16 protein-coding genes are annotated in these 16991 nt (G+C 69.2%); 13 read left to right on the forward strand and 3 right to left on the reverse strand.

Annotation, left to right across the window (positions count from 1 at the left end; translation table 11 throughout):
• Positions 1-100 precede the first annotated feature (100 nt).
• The 3 genes from ACQP06_RS05250 (at position 101) to ACQP06_RS05260 (ending at position 5700) form a co-directional block, all read left to right on the forward strand.
• Positions 101-1507, forward strand: a complete 1407-nt coding sequence (locus ACQP06_RS05250) for an MFS transporter (protein ID WP_433670855.1) — start codon at positions 101-103, stop codon at positions 1505-1507.
• A 115-nt stretch (positions 1508-1622) separates the two neighbouring features.
• Positions 1623-2243 (forward strand): hypothetical protein, encoded by a 621-nt coding sequence (locus ACQP06_RS05255; protein WP_433670857.1) that lies wholly within the window; start codon positions 1623-1625, stop codon positions 2241-2243.
• Between the two features lie 49 nt (positions 2244-2292).
• On the forward strand, positions 2293-5700 hold the full coding sequence (locus ACQP06_RS05260) for a BTAD domain-containing putative transcriptional regulator (protein WP_433670858.1): 3408 nt from the start codon (positions 2293-2295) through the stop codon (positions 5698-5700).
• 29 nt (positions 5701-5729) lie between these two features.
• On the opposite strand, the gene ACQP06_RS05265 is transcribed toward ACQP06_RS05260, so the two are convergent.
• Complete coding sequence (locus tag ACQP06_RS05265; protein WP_433670860.1) at positions 5730-6365, reverse strand: hemerythrin domain-containing protein; 636 nt, start codon at positions 6363-6365, stop codon at positions 5730-5732.
• 268 nt (positions 6366-6633) lie between these two features.
• Between ACQP06_RS05265 and ACQP06_RS05270 the strand changes: the two genes are divergently transcribed.
• From ACQP06_RS05270 to ACQP06_RS05285, 4 genes are all read left to right on the forward strand, one after another.
• Positions 6634-7851: an NADP-dependent isocitrate dehydrogenase gene (locus tag ACQP06_RS05270; RefSeq protein ID WP_357282226.1), complete on the forward strand. Its 1218-nt coding sequence runs from the start codon at positions 6634-6636 to the stop codon at positions 7849-7851.
• A 366-nt stretch (positions 7852-8217) separates the two neighbouring features.
• Positions 8218-9360 carry an MFS transporter gene (locus tag ACQP06_RS05275; RefSeq protein ID WP_433673239.1) on the forward strand — a complete coding sequence of 381 codons (1143 nt, stop codon included), beginning with the start codon at positions 8218-8220 and terminating at the stop codon, positions 9358-9360.
• Positions 9361-9417: 57 nt separating this feature from the next.
• Positions 9418-9909 (forward strand): ester cyclase, encoded by a 492-nt coding sequence (locus tag ACQP06_RS05280; RefSeq protein WP_433670861.1) that lies wholly within the window; start codon positions 9418-9420, stop codon positions 9907-9909.
• Positions 9910-10109: 200 nt separating this feature from the next.
• Positions 10110-10346, forward strand: a complete 237-nt coding sequence (locus tag ACQP06_RS05285) for a hypothetical protein (RefSeq protein WP_433670863.1) — start codon at positions 10110-10112, stop codon at positions 10344-10346.
• Between the two features lie 24 nt (positions 10347-10370).
• Here ACQP06_RS05285 and crcB (ACQP06_RS05290) read toward each other — a convergent pair whose 3' ends face one another.
• Both crcB (ACQP06_RS05290) and crcB (ACQP06_RS05295) read right to left on the reverse strand, forming a co-directional pair.
• Entirely contained in the window at positions 10371-10730 is a 360-nt protein-coding gene (crcB, locus tag ACQP06_RS05290; protein ID WP_433670865.1) for a fluoride efflux transporter CrcB, read from the reverse strand.
• Positions 10727-11224 carry a fluoride efflux transporter CrcB gene (gene crcB, locus ACQP06_RS05295; RefSeq protein ID WP_433670867.1) on the reverse strand — a complete coding sequence of 166 codons (498 nt, stop codon included), beginning with the start codon at positions 11222-11224 and terminating at the stop codon, positions 10727-10729. The genes crcB (ACQP06_RS05290) and crcB (ACQP06_RS05295) overlap by 4 nt, the downstream gene beginning before the upstream one ends.
• A 242-nt stretch (positions 11225-11466) precedes the next feature.
• Here crcB (ACQP06_RS05295) and ACQP06_RS05300 point away from each other — a divergent pair, with 242 nt between their 5' ends.
• The 6 genes from ACQP06_RS05300 to ACQP06_RS05325 all read left to right on the forward strand — a co-directional run bounded on the left by ACQP06_RS05300 (position 11467) and on the right by ACQP06_RS05325 (position 16979).
• A complete protein-coding gene (locus tag ACQP06_RS05300) occupies positions 11467-12114 on the forward strand; it encodes a TetR/AcrR family transcriptional regulator (RefSeq protein WP_379271903.1) in 648 nt (215 codons plus the stop codon).
• Between the two features lie 146 nt (positions 12115-12260).
• A complete protein-coding gene (locus ACQP06_RS05305) occupies positions 12261-13466 on the forward strand; it encodes a lipid-transfer protein (protein WP_433670869.1) in 1206 nt (401 codons plus the stop codon).
• Positions 13467-13495: 29 nt separating this feature from the next.
• Positions 13496-13933, forward strand: a complete 438-nt coding sequence (locus ACQP06_RS05310) for a type II toxin-antitoxin system Rv0910 family toxin (RefSeq protein ID WP_357098220.1) — start codon at positions 13496-13498, stop codon at positions 13931-13933.
• A gap of 1 nt (position 13934) precedes the next feature.
• Positions 13935-14798, forward strand: coding sequence for a MaoC/PaaZ C-terminal domain-containing protein (locus tag ACQP06_RS05315; protein WP_433670871.1), 864 nt, complete (start codon positions 13935-13937; stop codon positions 14796-14798).
• Between the two features lie 21 nt (positions 14799-14819).
• On the forward strand, positions 14820-15698 hold the full coding sequence (locus tag ACQP06_RS05320) for an SDR family oxidoreductase (protein WP_433670873.1): 879 nt from the start codon (positions 14820-14822) through the stop codon (positions 15696-15698).
• Positions 15699-15716: 18 nt separating this feature from the next.
• Positions 15717-16979, forward strand: coding sequence for an acyl-CoA dehydrogenase family protein (locus ACQP06_RS05325; RefSeq protein WP_433670874.1), 1263 nt, complete (start codon positions 15717-15719; stop codon positions 16977-16979).
• Positions 16980-16991 lie beyond the last annotated feature (12 nt).

Genomic DNA, 16991 nt, shown 5'->3' on the forward strand with positions numbered 1-16991 from the left:
GGAGAGGCTCATGACCGTAGCGACGGACGCTCTCGGTACAGACGAAAAAGCAAGTCCCGCACAAGATTCCAGGCGTTGGTGGGCGCTCGGCGTAATCGCCATGGCACAGCTGATGGTGGTCCTGGACGCAACGATCGTCACCATCGCCATGCCGTTCGCGCAGCAGGATCTGCACATCAGCGACGGTGACAAGCAGTGGATCTTCACCGCGTACACCCTGATCTTCGGCGGTCTGCTGCTGCTCGGCGGCCGCCTCGCCGACTACCTGGGCCGCCGCCGGATCCTCATGGTCGGCCTGATCGGCTTCGCCGCGGCCTCCGCGCTGGCCGGTCTCGCCCAGAACCAGGCCGAACTCTTCGCGGGCCGCGCGCTGCAGGGCGCGTTCGGCGCGCTGCTGGCCCCGGCGGCGTTGTCGCTGGTGTCGGTGACCTTCACCGAGGCCAAGGAACGGGCCCGGGCCTTCGGCGTGTTCGCCGGTGTGTCGGCGGCGGGCGCCGCGCTCGGCCTGATCGCCGGTGGCGCTCTCGTCGAGTACGCGAACTGGCGCTGGTCGCTGCTGGTGAACACCCCGGTCGCGCTGCTCGCCCTGGCCGGCGCGTTCGCCTTCGTGGTCAAGGATGTGCCCGCACCCCGCACCGGCGGCTACGACCTGCCCGGCGCGGTCACCGTCACCCTCGGCCTGATCTCCATCGTGTACGGCTTCAGCCGCGCGGCCTCCGACGGCTGGACCGCCTCCACCACGCTGGCCCTGTTCGTGGTGGGTGTGGCGCTGCTCGCGGCGTTCGTGGCCATCGAGGCCCGGACCGCGAATCCGCTCCTGCCGCTGCGTATTCCGGGTGAGATCAACCGCGGCGGGTCGTATCTGATCGCGCTGCTGGTGCCGATCGCCATGTTCGCCATGTTCCTGAACCTGAGCTTCTACCTGCAGATCGTGGAGCACTACTCGGCGCTGAAGACGGGTGTGGCGTTCCTGCCGTTCCCGGCGGGCATCGTGGTGTCGGCGGGTATCGCCTCGGCGGTGCTGCCGAAGATCGGGCCGCGGCCGCTCATGCTGGCGGGCTCGGTGCTGGGCGCGGCGGGCCTGGTGTGGCTGTCGCGGCTGGAGTACGGCGACAGCTACGCGACCGCCCTGCTGCCCGCCATGATCCTGATCGCCCTGGGCATGGGTGCGCTGTTCGTGTCCATGCAGACCACCGCGCTGCACCAGGTCGACGCCGAGGATTCGGGCGTGGCCAGCGCGCTGCTGAACGCCGCCCAGCAGGTGGGTGGTTCCATCGGCACCGCGCTGCTGACCACCATCTCGGTGCAGGTGGCCGAGCGGTACGTGCGCAACAACGTGACCGTCGACCATGTGATGGAGCGGGCCTCGATCCACTCCTACAACGTGGCGTTCCTGATCGGCGCGATCTTCTTCGCGCTGTGCGTTCCGATCGCGGCGTTCATGGTCCGGGACAAGCCGCAGAACCTGCTCGAGGGTGACGAGCACGCCGTGCACGTGGGCGTGTGAGCCACCGCCGGTGATTCCGCACCGTGCCCGCCGCGAGTCTCGCGGCGGGCACGCGTCGTTTCGGCCGCAAGTCGGCGGCAAGTCGCGGTGCATTGCCCCGGCCGACAGTACGACCATGACGATGACGAAAGTGCCCACCGCGACTGATCCCGACCTCCGGCTGCGCGCGGGCGCGCTGATCGCCGGGGGCGTGCTGTTCGCCGTGGGCAATGCCCTGCACCCGCTGGAACACTCCGAGGCGGCCGAACAGTCCGCCACCTGGGCCGCCGCCCACCTGACCTTCGGCACGGGCGCGGTGCTGATGGCGGTCGGCCTGCCGGTGCTGCTCACCGCCTGGCGCGATGGGAAGGGCTGGCCCGCAAAGGTTTCCGCGGCCGCCCGGGTCCTGCTGTTCGTCGGGCTGACGGTCGCGATCCCGATCGGCGCGTATCACGAGGTCTATGTCGCCTCGCGGCTGTCGCACCACGAGCAAACCGCCATCGAGGAGGCCGCGCTCCCGGTCAATGGGCCGCTCGCCGCCGCCTTCCTGGTGGGTTTCCTACTGCTGGCCGGGTGTGCGCTCGCCGCCCCGCGTCCGCTGCTCGGCCGGGTGGGCGCGGTGGTGCTGATCGTCGCGGTGCTCGCGATGGCCGGGGCCGAAGGGCTTCCGGGGGCGGAGGGCTGGTGGATCATTCCGGGGACGATCGGGGTCGGACTGGTGCTCGCGCTGGCCGGAGTGCGCGCGCTCCGATCGTGAGGCTCGCTGCGGCGGTTACGGTCCGGCTGTCGCAGGCGATGTATCACCCGTGGTTTTCGTGGAAGTGCTGGGCGCACTACGGGTGACGGTGGATGGTCGGCCCGCCCCTTTGCGCGGGCCGAGGCAGGGGGCGGTGCTGGCGCGCCTGGTTTCGGCCGGGGGCGAGGTGGTTTCGGCGGATCGGCTCATCGAGGATCTGTGGCAGGGGGAGCCGCCGCCGAAGGCCTCGGGAGCGTTGCAGGCGCACATCTCGTATCTGCGGCGGTCCTTGGAGCCGGATCGGCCGCCGCGCGCGCCCGCGGGTGTGCTCGTGTCGCAGACCCCCGGATACGCGCTGCGCCTGCCGGTTTCGGCCGTGGACGTCTGGCATTTCGACCACCTGATGTCCACCGCCGCCACCGAATCCGATCCGGCCGCCCGCCACCGCCTCCTCGATTCCGCGCTGGCGCTGTGGCGGGGTCCCGCGTATGCCGCCTACGCCGACGCGGCCTGGAGTGCCGCCGATATCACCCGCCTGACCGATATGCGCTGGACCGCCGTGGAACAGCGGGCCGACGCCGCCCTCGCGCTGGGCCGCCCGGAGGAGGCCGTCGCGGCCCTGCGCCGCCTGGTCGACGAACACCCCGAACGGGAGGCCGCCGTCCGGCTGCTGGCCCTCGCGCACTACCGCCAGGGCCGCCAGCTCGACGCTCTCGCCACCCTGCGTGACCTCCGCACCACCCTCAACACCGAATTCGGCATCGACCCCAGCCCGCCCGTGCGCGAGCTGGAAGCCGCCATCCTCGCGCACGACCCGGCCCTCACCCTGCCCACGCCCGCCGAGCCGGTCGCCGCGGAATCAGGCTCGACCCGTTCACATTCCACGGACCTCGCGGCGACGGTCACATCGGTAGTGCCCGATCGGCCGGACCCCGTGCCGCCGATGTCCGCCCCGGTCGGCTACGCGGGCCAACGCTCGGCGCTGCTGTCCGCCGCCCGCGAAGCCGCGGACGGCCGCAGCCGATTGGTGTGGCTGGAAGGCGAGGCGGGAGCCGGTAAGACGACGCTGGTGCGGTCGGTCGCCGACGAGCTGGCCGCCGCCGGCTGGCGGACCGCGGTCGGACGGTGCCCCGAGGTCGACGGCGCTCCGGCGGCCTGGGCCTGGATGGAATTGACCGGTGAATCCGGCGGCAAGGCAGCCGATCTCGGTGCGGACGCGACACCGTTCCGGCTGTCGCTGGCCGTGGTCGATCGCTTCGCCGAATGGACCGGACAGCCCATCGACACCCCGGGTGGGCGGATGAGCCCCGGCCCGGTCGCCCCGGATACCCCGAGATCGGTCGATACGGCGAGTGCGGCCGGGCCGGTGCTGGTGGTGCTGGAGGACGCGCATCGGGCGGACAGCGCGACGCTGCAGATCCTGCGGCAGGTGGTGGCGTGGTCGGCGCAGGCTCCGGTGCTGTTCGTGGTGACCATGCGCGGATCGGAAGTGGGGGACGAGGTTCGGGCCACGTCGGCGGCGCTGGCGGCGGTGACCTCGGGACGGCTGGAGCTGACCGGGCTGGACCTCGAGGCCGTGCGAACCGTGGCGAGGACGGCCGGCCTGCGCGGAATCGACGACGCCACCGCCGAATTGGTGCGTGACCGCACCGGCGGCAATCCGCTGTTCGTGGCCGAGCTGGCGAAACTCGCTGCCGCCGAAGGGGATCTGCTGGCGGTTCCGGCGGGGGTCAGCGATGTGCTGCACCGCCGGATCGCGCGTCTGCCCGCCGAGGCGGCGCGCATGCTGCGGCTGCTCGCGGTGTGGGGCGGTGAGTCGGATTTCGACGCGTTGCTGGAGCTGACGGGCGAAACCGAAGGTGCCCTGGTCGATCTGGTGGACACCGTGGTGGTGGCCGGGCTGCTGCGCCTGGAGCCCGGGGGCCGGATCCGTTTCGGGCACGCGCTGACCCGGGACGCGGTCTACGCGGGCATTCCCGCGCTGCGTCGGGGCCGCATGCACTGGTCGGCGCTGCGCGTGGCCGAGCAGGTGAATCCGGTGGATCCGGCCCTGCTCGCCCATCACGCCATGACCGGCGCACACGCGGGCACCGCCGGGGAGGCGCTGGGGTACGTCCTGGCCGCCGCCCGGCAGGACGGTGCCCGCCGCGCGTTCGCCGAGGCGGAACCGCTGTGGCGGGCCGCGCTGGATTTGCACACGCTTGCGGGCCATCGCGAGGACGGCCCCGATCCCGTTGTGGGCGCGGCCATTCTGGAAGTCCGCTGCGCCCTGGTCAACGCCCTCGCCTACCGCGGCAACGACGCCGCCGCCCGCGCCGAGCGCGCCGCCGCCCTCGAGCTGGCCGGGCACCTCGCCATGGGTGACCAGAGCTTCGGCGCCGCAATCGATCCCATCGCCCTGGCCCTGTGTTCCTGGCGGGCGCCGCTGATCTGGGGTACCCGGGACAAGCGGCTGCCGGACGATCGGGTGATCGGTGCGTTGCGGGCGGCGCTGGATCGACCGCTGCCCGCGGCCGTGCGGGTGCGGCTGCTGGTGGCCTTGGTCGTGGAGGTCGAGGGTGATGACGACGCGCTGGCGTTCGCGGCGTCCAGGGAGGCGGTGGCGACGGCGCGCGAACTGGGGGATCCCGAATTGCTGTGCGCGGCCTTGAATGCCCGCGCCTATGTCGCGCTCGGCCCGGACCTGTGGGACGAACGGGCGGGGTTGGCCGACGAGCTGCTGGCGGTGTCCACGACGGCGGGTCTGGTCGAGTTCCAGGCGGTGGCGCATTTTCTGGGCTGCCTGATCGCCGGTGCGGACAACGATCTGGTGCGGGCGCGCCGGGAGGCCGAGCGCGGGCTGGAGTGCGCGACGGGTGGTCAGCTGCATCAGATGCTGATCGTGCTCACCCTGTTCGATGTGGTGCTCACCGTGCTGCGCGGCGACCTCGACGCCGCCGAGCGCGCGTACGCGGAGGCCAGCGCTCGAATGGTCGCGGCGGGTGCGGCGAATGGCGCGGAGTTGCTCATCGCCGGGGGCATGATGCTGGGCTGGGCGCGCGGCGACCTGTCCGGCCTGGTGGAGCCGATGGCGCAGGTGTACGCGATCTCGCCCGAGGCGCTCGCGCACCCGTACGCGCTGGCGCTGCTCGACAGTGGTGAACCCGACGCGGCGCGTGCGGTTTTCGCCGCGGCCGCGCCGATCCGCCGGGATCACTACTGGTCGGTCATGGCGGTCTTCCGTTCCCGGGTCGCGCTGCGGCTCGGCGAGCTCGAGGCCGCCGCCGAGTGCTATCGGGACATGCTCCCGCGCTCGGGCGCCGTCGCGGGCCTCGACACCGGTTCGGTCGTCTACGGTCCGATCGACACGGTGCTGGCCGAGCTGGCCGACGCGCTCGGCGACTCGGAGGCCGCCGCCGCGCATCGAGCCCGCGCGACCGCGGTCGATGCCCATCTCGCCGCCCAGCTCGCGACCCTCCCACCGGCGGGCGCGAATTGATCGGCAGGGCACTCGGCCCGGCCCGCCGATCAGTTCCCGGCGATGAGCGCTTCCCGTCGCCGATGCCCCCGCCCGAACCAGCGCAGCATGAGTCCGAGCACGAGCCCGCCCTCGGCGTTGGCGCGCTCCCATTCCTCGGGCGTGCACATGCCGAACATGCGGGGCAGTTCGAAGCTCATGGTCGCGCCCTTGCGGGCGGCGGCTTCGACGGCGCTCCACTGCCGGGCGTCGAGGTGGGCCGTGATCACCGGGAAGACGGTGTCCTCCTCGTCGGCGATGTGCTCGCTGAGCAACTCGTTCAAGCGGGCGAGGTGGTCGCTGAGCGCCGCCGCGGATCCCGCGCGGGCGAGTTCGCGCGCGCCGGCGCGCACGCTGTCCAGGATGGGGTCGAGCTGGGCGTGGTCGTCCTCGAGTTCGCGCACGTCCACCGCGCCGGTGTCGCGCAGCAGCGGCCACAGCACCTCGTCCTCGATGGTGTGGTGATGGTGGATGCTGTCGCAGAGCAGCAGCAGGTATTCGGCGATGGCCGCGGCTCGTCGGGGTGGGCAGTTCGCGCGTCCGGCGGCGATGTCGCGGGTCAGCTCGGTGAAGCGCGCGGTGTCGGCGATCATGGCGCGGTGGGCGAGGCGCATGCCCAGCAGGTCGGGCTCGGGGGTGGTCGGCATACTGGGACTGTGGGCCCGATCACTTGCACCCTACTTGCGAGTAACTGAGGGCAGGTTCCCGCACAGCGGGGGCTGCCCGCGCGGTGAGGTCCATAGCAGCAGTACGCTTGTCTTGCTTGACGCCACATCGGACATGGACCTGGTACCACAGGTCCGGTGCCGGGAGTCATGCGTATACGTTGTCTGTTGAACAGCTGGGGTCCGCTACAAGCGGTGCTCACCGGCCGTGCAATGGGAGCACCACCTTCCTAGGAGGACACGAAGATCCATGTCCAAGATCAAGGTTGAAGGGACTGTCGTCGAACTCGATGGCGACGAGATGACCCGGATCATCTGGCAGTTCATCAAGGACAAGCTGGTCAATCCGTATCTCGACGTGAACCTCGAGTACTACGACCTCGGCATCGAAGCCCGCGACAAGACCGATGATCAGATCACGATCGACGCCGCGAACGCCATCAAGAAGCACGGCGTCGGCGTCAAGTGCGCGACGATCACCCCCGATGAGGCCCGAGTCGAGGAATTCGGCCTCAAGAAGATGTGGCGGTCGCCGAACGGCACCATCCGCAACATCCTGGGTGGCACGATCTTCCGCGCCCCGATCATCATCTCGAACGTCCCGCGTCTGGTTCCGGGTTGGACCAAGCCGATCATCATCGGCCGTCACGCCTTCGGTGACCAGTACCGCGCCACCGATTTCAAGGTGCACCAGGCGGGCACCGTCACCCTGACCTTCACGCCCGAGGACGGCTCCGAGCCGATCCAGCACGAGGTCGTGCGCATGCCGGAAGACGGCGGCGTGGTCATGGGCATGTACAACTTCCAGGAGTCCATCCGGGACTTCGCGCGGGCCTCGCTGAACTACGGCCTGCAGCAGAACTACCCGGTGTACATGTCGACCAAGAACACCATCCTCAAGGCCTACGACGGCATGTTCAAGGACACCTTCGAGGAGGTGTACCAGACCGAGTTCAAGGACGAGTTCGACGCGGCCGGTCTGACCTACGAGCACCGCCTGATCGACGATATGGTCGCCTCCGCGCTCAAGTGGGAGGGCGGCTACGTCTGGGCCTGCAAGAACTACGACGGCGACGTGCAGTCCGACACCGTGGCGCAGGGCTTCGGCTCGCTGGGTCTGATGACCTCCGTGCTGCTGACCCCGGACGGCCGCACCTGTGAGGCGGAGGCGGCGCACGGCACCGTGACCCGTCACTACCGTCAGCACCAGCAGGGCAAGCCCACCTCCACCAACCCGATCGCCTCGATCTTCGCGTGGACGCGTGGCCTGGCCCACCGGGGCAAGCTGGACAACACCCCCGAGGTGATCGGCTTCGCGCAGACCCTCGAGGACGTCGTCATCAAGACGGTCGAGTCCGGTCAGATGACCAAGGACCTCGCGCTGCTGGTCGGCGGCGACCAGGGCTACCTGACCACCGAGGAGTTCCTCGGCGTGCTGGACGCCAACCTGGCTCGCGAGATTCGCTGAAACCCCTACTCCGGGTGGACGTTCCGACGTCCGAGGAGAGCCGCGCGAACGTGAACAGCGCGAAGCGGTGACGATGGCGGCCGGGACCACAGTCCCGGCCAGAACATCCACCGCGCCCAACGGGCACCTGCCCCCACCGGAACCGGTGGGTGGGCGGGTGCCCGAACTGTTTTCCGGGGAGGTTCCCGCGGGGTGAGCGGACTCACGGGCGAAGGGGGAAGCGGGACGCCGCGGGCGGCGTTGCGCAATTCCATGGCGAACTCTGTATCCGCGACCGACGTGCCCGACGCGGCTCCCGCCGGGACCGCTCCCGCCGGGGGTGGGGCCGTCGCCTCCGGCGAGACCCGACGGTGGCCGGTGGCGGCGATGCTGGCGCTCGCCGCGGGCGGATTCGGTATCGGCACAACCGAGTTCGTGACGATGGGTCTGCTGCCCGATATCGCGGACGCCATGAAGGTGTCGGAACCGACTGCGGGACATATCGTTTCGGCGTACGCGCTGGGCGTGGTGGTGGGCGCGCCGGTGATCGCGGCGCTGTGCGCGCGGGTGCCGCGCAAACGACTGTTGATGGCGTTGATGGTGGCGTTCACGCTGGGCAACGCCGCCAGTGTGGTCGCGCCGACATTCGCGACCTTGACTCTCGCGCGGTTTGTTTCGGGTTTGCCGCACGGCGCGTATTTCGGGGTGGCGTCGCTGGCGGCGGCGTCCTTGGCCCCGGTGGGGCAGCGGGCGAAGGCGGTGGCCGCGGTTATGCTGGGATTGAGCGCCGCCAATGTCGTCGGCGTTCCCGCAGCGACCTGGCTGGGCCAGAATCTCGGCTGGCGGGCCGCTTTCGCGGTGGTCGCCGTGATCGGTGTGGCGACGGTGGCCGCGCTCTCCCGGCTCGTGCCCGAGTTGCACGGCATTCGCATGACCGATCCCCGGACCGAACTGACCGCGTTGCGGCGTCCGCAGGTGTTGCTGACCCTGCTGGTCGGCGCGATCGGCTTCGGCGGCATGTTCGCGGTCTACACCTACATCACCACCACCCTCACCGATGTGGCCGGCGTGCGGATCGGCCTGGTGCCGCTGGTGCTGGCATTGTTCGGGCTGGGCATGGTGGCGGGCAATATCGCGGGCGGCGTGCTGGCCGACCGCGGCGTGGATCGCGCGGTGTTCGTCTCGCTGCTGGCGATGGTGGTGATTCTGGCGGGTTATGTTGCGGCGGCCCACAATCCGTACACGGCGGCGGTCGGGGCGTTCCTGGTCGGCGCGTCGGGCGCGGCGCTGGCCCCGGCCCTGCAGACCCGTCTGATGGATGTCGCCCACGACGCGCAAACCCTCGCCGCCGCCTTGAATCACGCGGCCCTCAATATCGCGAACGCCGCGGGTGCGTGGCTGGGTGGCCTGGTGATCGCCGCGGGGATGGGTTACACCGCTCCGGCGGTGGTCGGTGCCGGGCTGGCGGTGCTGGGCGTGCTGCTGTTCGTGGCGACCGTGTCCCTCGCGCGCCGGCCGGAGCGCCGGTAGCCCGGGGATTTCCGGTTCGGCCCCTTCGCCTTCTGGGGGCGCGGGTGGATCATGAATATGGCGCCGAATTACCAGTGGAAGACGTTTCCTGCACGAAAGGACGGGAACGACATGTCAGAGCAGAACAAAGCCACGGCCAAGCGCATATTCGATGCCTGGAACGCCAGGGATCTCGATGTCTTCGATGAAGTGATCGCGGCGGACGCCATCGATCACGATCCACAGAATCCGCACGCGGAGGTGCACGGTCCCGCGGCGCTCAGGCGGCAGGCGGAGATGTACCTCGCCGCGTTCCCCGATACCAGAATGCTGGTCAACGAGCAGTTCGCGGAAGGCGATTTCGTCCTCACCCGGTGGACGGCGTCGGGCACCAATCAGGGTCCGCTGATGGGGATGCCCGCCACCGGCAAGCCGGTCGTCATCGCGGGTATGACCGTCACCCGCTTCCAGGCCGACGGCAAGGTCGGCGAGAGCTGGGCGAACTGGGACACGCTCGGGATGTTGCAGCAGCTCGGTGTCATTCCGGCGGCGCAGTCGGCGTCGGCCTGATTCGTTCGCTGTCCAGGCGGTGTGGTGTGGCCTGCGGGCCGGATCACACCGCCCGGATCAGGTGCGCGCCGGTCTTGTGCTGACCGGCGCGAATGTTGTTTGCTGAAACAGTGCTGGCAACCCGCTCGAGTGTCCAGTAGGGAGTGGGAGCACGCGTTTCGCTGAGCTGACATCGTTCTTCCGAGAAGGGACTTCCCGTCATGCGCGCAGTAAGAACCGCCGTCCTCGCCGCGAGTTTGCTAGCCGGGCTGATCGTGCCCGCCCTCGCTGTGCCCGCCATCGCCTCCGCCGACGCCATCAGTTGCGGCCAGGACCTCAACGGCTGCGCGACCGCGTGTCGCGAGCGGATCGGCAACTCCTATATCCGGCTGCAGGATTGCGCTATGACCGCGTCGGGCTGGACCTGCGATGCCTGCATGTACAACTCGCACACCTGACCGCCCGGAACCGCCCGGCGCACGTCAGACCAGGGCGTGCGCCGTGGTGAACCCCAGCAGCGCCGCGCCCAGTCCGGCGACGAGGCTGACCGTCACATTGAGGGCGGCGTACAGATACGACCGTTCCTCGGTGAGGCGGACGGTCTCGTAGCCGAAGGTGCTGTAGGTGGTGAGCGCGCCGCAGAAGCCGGTGCCGAGCAGGGCGAAGGTGGGGGAGGAGGCGGCCGCGCCGGTGAGCGCGCCCAGGATCAGGCAGCCCGCCAGATTGACGGTGAGGGTGCCCCATGGGAACACGCCGTCGTGGCGGGTCTGGATGGCGCGGTCGGTGAGGTACCGCAGGGGTGCGCCGACCATCGCGCCGAGGATCACCAGCAGTCCGGTCATGCCGCCGCCTTCCGGTAGCCGCCCGCCGCGCGGGTGAGCCGCACCGCGAGCAGGGTGGCCAGGAGCGCGCAGACCAGCGTGGCGGCCAGATAGCCGAATGCCGTTGCGACAGTGCCGGGTTCGAGTAGCGCGCGGGTCTCGTTGGCGTAGGTGGAGAACGTGGTGAACCCGCCGAGGATGCCGACGCCGAGGAACGGCCGCACCAGCGGGTGGGCGGTGCGCAGTTCGGTGACGATCACCATGAGCACGCCGATCAGGAAGCACCCCAGCACATTCGTGGCGAAGGTGGCCCACGGGAATCCGTGCGCGGGAGTCGGCCACACCTGGGCGAGGCCGTAGCGGGCGAGTGCGCCGATGGCGCCGCCGATCGAGATGACGGTCAGGATCGCGCCCTGGGAGTGCGGCAGTTCCTGCCGCTGGTCGGGCTGATGCAGATCGATGTCGGGGTCGATGGGTTCGGCCGCCTGGGCGGTCGCGTCCAGCTCTCGGGTCACACGGGTCTCCTACTCCAGCGCGCACACGTTGGTGTCTTCGTGGTGTAGGGACTGTTGGCGGCGATGTCGCCGCGGTTGTTCCGGTGTCCGGAGCGGCGAGCCCCACCGCCGTATCGCTCAGGGTAACCAGATCGGGCTGTCGCGCGGAACCGAAGTGGGTGACATCACCGCGCCCACGCCGTCTGTCGGCCGGCGAACCCGGCGCGAACATACACGGGTGTATGTAAGTGTAAGATTCCGGCATGACCAGCTCCGCCGTCTCGAAGCCGCCGCGCCGCACCCAGGAACAACGCAGCACCGAGACGCGCACGCGATTGCTGGACGCCACCATCGAGTGTCTGGTCGAGTACGGCTACGCCGGAACCACCACGCCGCGGGTGGCCGAGCGCGCGGGCGTCACCCGGGGCGCGCAGGTGCATCACTTCGGTTCCAAGAGTGAGCTCGTCGTCGCCGCGATCAGTCATCTCGCGCAGCGCCGCACCGAGGCGGCCATGAAGGAGATCGGGCGGGTCCGCAGCACGGACGATCCGATCGCCGCGACCCTCGAGGCCATGTGGGAGCTGCATCAGGGCCCGCTGTTCATCGCGGCCATCGAATTGTGGGTGGCCAGCCGCACCGATCGGGTGCTCGCGGTGGAGATGGAGAAGGTCGAGCCGTTCGTGAACAACGCGGTGCTGATGGCGGTGGCCCAGCTGGTGCCGAACGAGCTGGACCGCAAGAACGTCCGCGACTTCGCCTACACGGCCATGGACACGCTGCGCGGAATCCTGGTCACCAACTTCATCTCTCCCGATCCCGAGCGGGCGCACCGGCGCTGGCTGCGGGCCTCGGCGCAGCTGCGGCTGGCGGCCGCGGCGGTCATGCCGGACTTCCATCTCGGCGACCGATAACCGCCACCCTTACCGACGCCGCTGTATGTGCGGCCGCATCGATCTGACCTTCTGATCTTGCTGTCCCCCGGTGGATTCGCCGTACCCTCTTGCGGCCTTACATACAGCTTTGTATGTTTGTTTTTGTTCCCTATGTGAGGAGTTCGATGACGAACAAGGTCTACGTCGTCGGCGTCGGCATGACGAAGTTCGAGAAGCCGGGGCGGCGCAAGAACGAGGACGACAGCGCCTGGGACTACCCGGACATGGCCCGGGAGTCCGGCACCAAGGCGCTCGCGGACGCGGGAATCGACTACCGGGAGGTCGAACAGGCCTACGTCGGTTACGTCTTCGGTGAGTCCACCTCCGGCCAGCGCGCGGTCTACGAGCTGGGCATGACCGGAATCCCGGTCGTGAACGTCAACAACAACTGCTCCACCGGCTCGACCGCGCTCTACCTTGCGGCGCAGGCGATTCGGGGCGGCCTGGCCGAGTGCACCCTGGCCCTGGGCTTCGAGAAGATGCAGCCGGGCTCGCTGGGCTCGGTGTGGGACGACCGCGAACAGCCCATGGCGCGCCACATCATGGCGCTGGCGGAGATCTCCGAGGTGCTGTTCCCGGTGGCCCCGTGGATGTTCGGCGCGGCCGGACGCGAGCACATGGCCAAGTACGGCACCACCGCCGAGCACTTCGCCAAGATCGGCTACAAGAACCACAAGCACTCGGTGAACAACCCGTATTCGCAGTTCCAGGACGAGTATTCGCTCGACGACATCCTGGGCTCGCGGATGATCTACGACCCGCTCACCAAGCTGCAGTGCTCACCGACCTCCGACGGTTCGGGCGCGGTCATCCTCGCCAGTGCGGACTTCGTGGACCGCCACGACCTGTCGCGGCAGGCGGTGGAGATCGTCGGCCAGGCCATGACCACCGACTTCGGTTCCACGTTCGACGGCAGCGCCAAGAACCTCATCGGCTACGACATGAATGTCCAGGCGGCCGAGAAGGTCTACGCGCAAGCCGGTCTCGGCCCGGAGGACTTCCAGGTCATCGAGCTGCACGACTGCTTCTCCGCCAATGAGCTGCTGCTCTACGAGGCGCTGGGGCTGGCCAAGGAGGGCGAGGCCGGTCATCTCATCGACTCCGGCGCGACCACCTACGGCGGCAAGTGGGTGGTGAACCCGTCCGGCGGCCTGATCTCCAAGGGGCACCCGCTGGGCGCGACCGGTCTGGCGCAGTGCAGCGAGCTCACCTGGCAGCTGCGCGGCACCGCCGACAAGCGTCAGGTCGACAACGTGACCGCCGCCCTGCAGCACAACATCGGGCTCGGCGGCGCGGCCGTCGTCACCGCCTACCAGCGCGCCGAGCGCTGATCACACGACTCGACGAGGAGCGAAACATCATGGGACACATCGAAGCCGGCAAGAACCTCAGCGCGACCCCCGATGCCCTGTGGGCTGTGGTCTCGGATCCGCAGACCTGGGACAAGTGGTTCTCCATCCACGAGCGCTGGATGGAAGAGCCGCCCGCCGTGCTCGCGCCCGGCGCGAAGCTGACCGCCAAGATCCTCATGCTCGGCATGGCCAACAAGATCGAGTGGGTGGTCGAGAGCGTCGAGACCCCGAACAAGCTGGTGCTCAGCGGAACCGGCATGGCCGGGGTGAAGGTGCAGTTCTCCTTCGACATCACCCCCGAGGGCAGCGGCAGCAAGTTCTCCGTCGCCGGCGACTTCGAGGGCGCGTTGATCAAGGGCGCGCTGGGCAAGGCGGTCGAGAAGGACGGCCTGAACCAGCTGGACAAGACGTTGACCGCGCTCGACGCGTTGGCCACGGCGGCCTGATATGGCCTCGACGACAGTCGAATTCGATGAGTCCGGCCTGAACAACTGGTCGGACGAGGAGTCCTTCGAAGTCACCCGGGAACGGATCGCCGACTACGCGGCCGCCACCAACGATCCCATCGCCGCGCATCTGAAAGGCGATGTGGCCCCGCCGGTCTTCGCCATCGTCCCGGTGTTCGACGCCATGATGGCCCCGGTCATCGACGTGGCCCCGATGAACATCTTCGGGCGGGTGGTGCACGGGGAGCAGGACTTCCACTTCCACCGCCCGATCCGGCCCGGCGATCGGCTGGTCGCCCGGGCCCGCGCCATCGGTTTCGAGGGCAAGGACAACGGGTCCACCATCACCATCCACATCGAAACCCGGTCCGATGCCGGGGAGCTGGTCAACGAGCAGTATCTGACCGCGTTCTTCCGGAATGTCGACGCGGGCAGGCAGGTCGGCGCGGCCGCTCCGGCGCACCGCTTCGATGCCGGGTTGGCCGAGCTGCCGCCGCTGGCGACGGTCGCGGCGCACGTGGACGCGGACCAGACCTACCGCTACGCACCGGCTTCGGGCGATCCGGTGCCGCTGCACCTGGATGACCAGGTGGCCAAGGACGCCGGTCTGCCCGGCATCATCGCGCACGGCCTGTGCACCATGGCGATGTCGTCGTGGGGGGTGCTGTCGCAGGTGGCGGGTTCGGATGTGGCGAAGCTGCGCCGGTACGCGGTGCGGTTCTCCAAGATGGTCTTCCCGAACGACGACCTGGAGACGCGGATCTGGAAGGTCGGTTCCGCCGACGGCATCACCACCTACGCCTTTCGCACCGTGCGCGGCGACGACACCGTCCTGAGCGACGGACTCGCCGAGATCGCCGACTGATCGAGAACTGAGGAGACATTCATGGGTGCACTCGAGGGACGGGTTGCCATCATCACCGGTGCCGGGCGCGGTATCGGCCGTGAGCACGCGCTGCTGTTCGCCCGGGAGGGCGCGGCGGTCGTGGTGAACGACCTCGGCGGAAGCAATGCCGGTGAGGGCGCCGACGCCGGCCCGGCGCAGCAGGTGGCCGAGGAGATCATCGCCGCAGGGGGGCGCGCGATCGCCAACACCGACAGCGTGGCCGACTGGCAGGGCGCGAAGAACCTGGTGGATCAGGCGGTGTCGGAATTCGGGCGGCTCGATGTCGTGGTGAACAACGCGGGCATCCTGCGCGACGCCTTCATCGCGGGGATGGAGGAGTCGCAGTGGGATTCGGTGCTGGCCGTGCACCTCAAGGGGCACGTGGCGGTGCTGCGGCACGCGGCCGGGTACTGGAAGGAACAGTCCAAGGCGGGTAATCAGCCCGCGGCCGCGGTCATCAACACCGCGTCGGCGTCGGGTACCACCGTTCCCAACGCGGGGCAGGCGAATTACGGTGCGGCCAAGGCGGGTATCGCGGCGCTCACCCTGGTGGCGGCCGATGAGCTGGCCCGCTACGGCGTGCGCGTGAACGCCATCGCGCCGATCGCGCGGACCCGGCTCACCCTGGCCACCCCCGGCATGGGCGACATGATGGCGGCGCAGCAGGCGGGCCTGGAGGAGGGCGAGTTCGACGCCTTCAGCCCGGCCAATATCTCGCCGCTGGTGGCGTATCTGGCCACCGAGAAATGCCCGATCACCGGCAAGGTGTTCGCGGTGCAGGGCGGCGCCATCTCGGAGCTGGCGGGCTGGCACGACGTGAAGACCATCGAGACCGAGGGCCCGTGGGCCATCGACGATATCGCCGGGCGACTGCCGTAATCAGGAAGGCGGACAACGATGTTCGAATGGTCCGAGACCGATGAGCTGATCCGCGACGCGGTGCGCGGCTTCATCACCAAGGAGGTGCGGCCGCACCTCGACGCTCTCGACAGCGGCGAGATGCTGGCGTACCCGATCATCCGGAAGCTGTTCGGCGAGTTCGGGATCGACGCCCTCGGCGAGGAGGCGATCACCAAACTGCTGGCCCGGCAGCGCAAGCGGGAGGAAGCTCTGGCGGCCGGGGAGCCGCTGCCGGAGAAGAAGGAACGCTCCGGCGACGGCAGCCCCTTCTCCGGGCAGGAATCGATGATGGCGGTGCTGGTCAGCGAGCTGTCCGGGGTGTGCATGGGGCTGGTGAGCGCCATGGGCGTGAGCATCGGCCTGGGTGCCACCACCATCCTCGCGCGCGGCACCCTCGCGCAGAAGGAACGCTGGCTGCCCGATCTGGTGACCATGAAAAAGGTCGCGGCGTGGGCGATCACGGAGCCGGATTCGGGGTCCGACGCGTTCGGCGGCATGAAGACCTACGTCCGCCGCGACGGTGAGGACTACATCCTCAACGGCCAGAAGACCTTCATCACCAACGGCCCCTACGCCGACACCGTGGTCGTCTACGCCAAGCTCGACGAGGGCGACGGCGCGGACAAGCGGGACCGCAAGGTGCTGACCTTCGTCCTGGACAAGGGCATGGAGGGCTTCACCCAGGGCAAGCCGTTCAAGAAGATGGGCCTGCACGCCTCACCCACCGGCGAATTGTTCTTCGACAATGTCCGATTGGGCCGGGACCGGCTGCTCGGCGAGACCGAGGAGCACAAGGGCGGCGACGGCCGCGAGAGCGCGCGGTCCAGTTTCACGGCCGAGCGGATCGGCGTGGCCTTCATGGCGCTGGGCATCGTCAACGAATGCCACCGGCTCTGTGTGGATTACGCGAAGACCCGCAAGTTGTGGGGTCAGGAGATCGGCCGTTTCCAGCTGGTGCAGCTCAAGCTGGCCAAGATGGAGGTGGCGCGGATCAATGTGCAGAACATGGTCTTCATGGCCCTGGAGCGCAACCGCGCCGGCAAGCCTCCGAGCCTGGCCGAGGCGTCGGCCATGAAGCTGTACTGCGCGGAGGTCGCCACCGACGTGGCCATGGACGCGGTCCAGCTGTTCGGCGGCAACGGCTACATGGCCGAATACCACGTCGAACAACTGGCCCGCGACGCCAAGTCGCTGATGATCTACGCGGGCTCCAACGAGATCCAGGTGACCCACGTCGCCAAGGGCCTGCTCGGCCGCTAGTTCCGGTGATTC

Source organism: Nocardia sp. CA-136227, assembly GCF_050955695.1.
In the GTDB taxonomy this organism is placed as follows: Bacteria; Actinomycetota; Actinomycetes; order Mycobacteriales; family Mycobacteriaceae; genus Nocardia.

Coding starts and splice junctions, on each gene's coding strand:
- ACQP06_RS05250 (WP_433670855.1), top strand. CDS start 101: ATGGCACAGCTGATGGTGGTCCTGGACGCAACGATCGTCACCATCGCC.
- ACQP06_RS05255 (WP_433670857.1), top strand. CDS start 1,623: ATGACGATGACGAAAGTGCCCACCGCGACTGATCCCGACCTCCGGCTG.
- ACQP06_RS05265 (WP_433670860.1), bottom strand. CDS start 6,365: ATGCCGACCACCCCCGAGCCCGACCTGCTGGGCATGCGCCTCGCCCAC.
- ACQP06_RS05270 (WP_357282226.1), top strand. CDS start 6,634: ATGTCCAAGATCAAGGTTGAAGGGACTGTCGTCGAACTCGATGGCGAC.
- ACQP06_RS05275 (WP_433673239.1), top strand. CDS start 8,218: ATGCTGGCGCTCGCCGCGGGCGGATTCGGTATCGGCACAACCGAGTTC.
- ACQP06_RS05280 (WP_433670861.1), top strand. CDS start 9,418: ATGGCGCCGAATTACCAGTGGAAGACGTTTCCTGCACGAAAGGACGGG.
- ACQP06_RS05285 (WP_433670863.1), top strand. CDS start 10,110: ATGCGCGCAGTAAGAACCGCCGTCCTCGCCGCGAGTTTGCTAGCCGGG.
- crcB (WP_433670865.1), bottom strand. CDS start 10,730: ATGACCGGACTGCTGGTGATCCTCGGCGCGATGGTCGGCGCACCCCTG.
- ACQP06_RS05300 (WP_379271903.1), top strand. CDS start 11,467: ATGACCAGCTCCGCCGTCTCGAAGCCGCCGCGCCGCACCCAGGAACAA.
- ACQP06_RS05305 (WP_433670869.1), top strand. CDS start 12,261: ATGACGAACAAGGTCTACGTCGTCGGCGTCGGCATGACGAAGTTCGAG.
- ACQP06_RS05310 (WP_357098220.1), top strand. CDS start 13,496: ATGGGACACATCGAAGCCGGCAAGAACCTCAGCGCGACCCCCGATGCC.
- ACQP06_RS05315 (WP_433670871.1), top strand. CDS start 13,935: ATGGCCTCGACGACAGTCGAATTCGATGAGTCCGGCCTGAACAACTGG.
- ACQP06_RS05320 (WP_433670873.1), top strand. CDS start 14,820: ATGGGTGCACTCGAGGGACGGGTTGCCATCATCACCGGTGCCGGGCGC.
- ACQP06_RS05325 (WP_433670874.1), top strand. CDS start 15,717: ATGTTCGAATGGTCCGAGACCGATGAGCTGATCCGCGACGCGGTGCGC.